The organism is Huintestinicola sp., from assembly GCF_051882455.1.
Lineage (GTDB): Bacteria > Bacillota > Clostridia > Oscillospirales > Ruminococcaceae > Huintestinicola.
Map to the genome: position 1 here is coordinate 1 of NZ_JBJERV010000021.1, position 3,560 is coordinate 3,560.

The following is a 3,560-nucleotide window of genomic DNA, read 5'->3' on the forward strand; positions in this document are numbered from 1 at the left end:
AGATTGGCAGCGTTCTATCTGCCGCCTTTGTCTACAGAACGATTAAAGATTAGTAAGAATAGCGAGTATGTATATTATAGCACATATGAGCTATAATGTCAATAGTAAAATCGAACAAATATTCTTATAAAAATTCAAACATATTTTCCAAAAAAACGTGCTGCCCGAAACGGACAGCACGTCAGTCAGTCGAAATAGCCGAAATCTTTCATCTAACAAAAAGTTCGTCTGCATAATTCGGCTTCAATATGTAAGTTACCGAGCCACAAAACAGGGAAATTATTGCTGTTTCACCAACGAGATGGCTTCAGCGACACGCTGACGTGCTGCCCGAAACGGACAGCACGTTTTATTTTTCGGTAACGGGTGAATTATCGGAAAAGCGTTCATTCATCGAAAAAACACAGCCGCAGTAATTCTGCCTGTAAATGCCGTATTCACGAGAAAGCTCAGTGGAGCGCTTGTAGCCGTTTCTTTTTTTGAAATCGGAAAAGAGGTATCTGACGCCGTATTTCTCAGCCAGCTCACCGCCTATCTCGTTTAGCTTTTGAGCATTTTTCATAGGGCTGATGGAAAGGGTGGTGGTAAAAAAATCTGCCCCCATATCCCTTGCCGCAGCAGCAGAGGCTTCCAGCCGCAGCCGATAGCAGGCAAAGCACCTTTCTCCGCCCTCACGGATATGCTCAAGCCCCTTTACAGCCTTGTAAAACTCACCGCTCATATGCTCAGCGCCAATGAAGCCGATAGGATTTTTTGCGGGCAGCTCGGCGATAAACCGTTCCTGTTCCGCGCGGCGCTTGTAAAACTCCTCTTCGGGGTATATATTCGGGTTATAATAAAAAACCGTTATCTTAAAATAACGGGAAAGATATTCCAGAACATAGCTTGAGCAGGGTGCGCAGCAGCTGTGGAGCAGAAGAGAGGGGACAGTGCCCTCTCTCTCGATACCGCTCAGTATCTTGTCAAGCTCGTTCTGATAGTTTATTTTATTCATCTGTTTTCTCCGCAGCTTCGGGAAGGGTGAGGAAGGTCTCATCGGCAGTCCGTGTCTCACTTTCGGAGGGCTCTTCCGTTACGCTTTCGCTCTCCGACTGAGCTTCATCTGAAACATCGGTCTCTGCCGGGGAATTAGCTTCTTCAAACTCGGTCACATCGGACTGTATCTTGGAAAGCAGCGTCTTATAAGCCGATGACTTGAAATGCATACCGTCAGACTCAGCATAAGTGCTGTTGAAATAGCCTGTTTCGTCCTTGAGAATGGAAGCAGCGTCCACGAAAAGCATTCCGTTGGCAATGCAGTAGGATTTCAGGCTGGTGTTATATTCATTGATCTTAGCCATAACATCAACATCTTCAACAGTATTGTCATAGCCCTTTGTAACGGGAGGAACGCTTATAATGACGACCTCGGTGTCGGGGCAGGTCTCGTGGATAAGATCCACAAGGGTGTCGGTGGACTGGAGCATATTTCCCACAGAGAGCCACTGAATACCGTTGGAGCCGAGCATGATGTAAACGCGTTTGGGCATGGTATATGAAAGCATTGTGGAAATGCCTATCTCGCCGTAGCAGGTGGATACGGATTTAGTAAGGACGGTGGAGGGATTGAGTCCCACCTTCGCATAAACGTTTTTATCGTCTAAAAAGCCGTAAAGAGAATAGCCTGTGGAAATGGAGTCCCCGATAAACAGGTCTGAGGAAAAGAACTCCGAATCATAATTCGTATCGGGCACAGGGGCAGATGCCGCAGGTACCGAGCATTCGGTCTCAAGGTTGATGGTCTCGGCTGTTTCGGTCTCAGGGGCTGCGGTGTCGGAATGTGTCTCTGCAAGCTCTGTCAGATCGGGAACAGAAGTCTCCTCGGAGGAAACGGAGGAATTGCTTTCACTTTCGGATGAATGAGCGGCTGAGGTCTCTTCGGGAGCCTCGGTCTCGGAGGGCATATCTTCTGCGGAGGTGTCAGCCTCGGTCTGTCTGCTTGCGGCATCGCCTGCGGAAACGGTCTCGCTGTCGGAGCTCAGAGCGGTTGATCCTTCGGAGGTCTCAGAGCTTCTTATGCTGCTGACCTCGCTGGAATAATCCGTTACCGAGGGGAGCTTGGGGGAAACAGGCTCCTGCGCCTGTCCGCAGCCGGAAAAAATGACTGCCGCCATGAGAAGAGCAGCGGAAAGCCTTCCGCAGAAAGGCTTTGCTCCATCTATCGTATTATCGGACATAGGTTCTGATGATCCTTTCTTTGCCATACAAGAAATGCTGGATTTGCTAAATTTAATTATATCACATTCTTTCGGAAAGTTAAAGGGGGTATGACTGTAAAATTTTTGGCAGGATTTGCCGCTGTTTTATACATTCTGCATAAAACTGAAAAGTGTGTCGAAAATGTAAATTTTTCACCATTGAATTAACCGTTTTTCAGGCACCTGCATATAAATATTAACAGATATATTATCTATAGGCAATGAAAATTTAATATATTCGTTTGGATAATATTGTATAATTGTATAAAAGGGGAGGGAGTGCAATGAAAAACGGCAAAATAAAAGGCTTTACGCTCATTGAGCTTATTGTTGTCATTGCGATCATCGGTGCACTTGCGGCAATAATCGTTCCGTCGATTATAGGCTATACTCACCAGGCAAGAGCTGCAGTAATTACAGGAAATGCCAGAAATGTTTACAATGCTGCAAAAATGACAGTGCTGGAGTCTTTCGATGAGCTTAAAATTAACCCGGGAGAGATATATTTCGGAAATGATTCGGGCGATGCTCATGCAATGGGCGGCTCGGACGATCTTTCTGTCGGAAAGTTTATGGGCGATGATTTTCAGGGGCATTACGCCTTTGTGATATCCGAAAACGGCACAGATGTTGATTATGCCGTTTGGAGCAATAATTACGCCATCAGCGCGGGGGATGTCAGAGTGTACTCGCCTGACGAGGTAGAAAAGGATGTAACAGGAAAGGGCATCGGCAGCTATCCCAACGGCTGACCCTTTGTGAAATAAAAACGAATAAAAATATAGCGGCTGTCCAAAGTTTTGCAGAACCGAATTAAACGGAACGGGGTGCGGTTATGGGAGCTTTTCTCAGCCTTAGAAGGACCTGCGGCGTTATGGCTGCGGCGGCGCTTATTTCTTACATAGTTATGCGTATTCACAGCGTTTATCTTGCAGGTATCCTGCCGGGAGCCGAGGCGCCTGCAAGTGAGATATTTTTTGCTGTCCAGACCGTTCTTCTGGTGTGCGAATGGATATTCGGGCTTTTAGCGGTGGGGAGCTGTATTTTCTGTCGGCAGTTTCTGCCGGGCGCGGTTGGAATAATGCTAAAGCTTCTGCTTATCGCAGCTGTGTCCGCACTTGCGCTGTTTGCCGTCTGGCTGGTGGCAGGGTTCGGCGGAGCAAATGCCATGACTGCGGCAGGCGTAAAAATATTTTACAAATAGACCTAATGATCGGGCGCGGATAAATTCCCCGCCCGATTCAGCTGGTCGATAAAGCGGATAAATGAAAAAAGTTGCACAAATAAACACAACACTAAAAGTTTCGTCCACCTTTTCAAAGG

The 3,560-nt window shown here is 46.9% G+C and carries 4 protein-coding genes; 2 read left to right on the top strand and 2 right to left on the bottom strand.

Annotation, left to right across the window (positions count from 1 at the left end; all coding sequences use genetic code 11):
- Positions 1-349 precede the first annotated feature (349 nt).
- The gene (locus tag ACI4J0_RS03140; RefSeq protein ID WP_439764365.1) at positions 350-994 is read right to left on the bottom strand and encodes an epoxyqueuosine reductase QueH; all 645 of its coding nucleotides are present in this window, start codon (positions 992-994) and stop codon (positions 350-352) included.
- Positions 987-2,216 carry a GDSL-type esterase/lipase family protein gene (locus ACI4J0_RS03145; protein ID WP_439764366.1) on the bottom strand — a complete coding sequence of 410 codons (1,230 nt, stop codon included), beginning with the start codon at positions 2,214-2,216 and terminating at the stop codon, positions 987-989. The genes ACI4J0_RS03140 and ACI4J0_RS03145 overlap by 8 nt, the downstream gene beginning before the upstream one ends.
- A gap of 305 nt (positions 2,217-2,521) precedes the next feature.
- Between ACI4J0_RS03145 and ACI4J0_RS03150 the strand changes: the two genes are divergently transcribed.
- Complete coding sequence (locus ACI4J0_RS03150) at positions 2,522-2,989, top strand: type II secretion system protein (protein ID WP_439764367.1); 468 nt, start codon at positions 2,522-2,524, stop codon at positions 2,987-2,989.
- A gap of 83 nt (positions 2,990-3,072) precedes the next feature.
- Positions 3,073-3,441: a hypothetical protein gene (locus ACI4J0_RS03155; RefSeq protein ID WP_439764368.1), complete on the top strand. Its 369-nt coding sequence runs from the start codon at positions 3,073-3,075 to the stop codon at positions 3,439-3,441.
- The last annotated feature ends 119 nt before the right edge of the window (positions 3,442-3,560 follow it).

Excerpts from the sequence above, each read along its gene's own strand:
- ACI4J0_RS03150 (WP_439764367.1), top strand. The coding sequence starts at position 2,522 with ATGAAAAACGGCAAAATAAAAGGCTTTACGCTCATTGAGCTTATTGTT.
- ACI4J0_RS03140 (WP_439764365.1), bottom strand. The coding sequence starts at position 994 with ATGAATAAAATAAACTATCAGAACGAGCTTGACAAGATACTGAGCGGT.
- ACI4J0_RS03145 (WP_439764366.1), bottom strand. The coding sequence starts at position 2,216 with ATGTCCGATAATACGATAGATGGAGCAAAGCCTTTCTGCGGAAGGCTT.
- ACI4J0_RS03155 (WP_439764368.1), top strand. The coding sequence starts at position 3,073 with ATGGGAGCTTTTCTCAGCCTTAGAAGGACCTGCGGCGTTATGGCTGCG.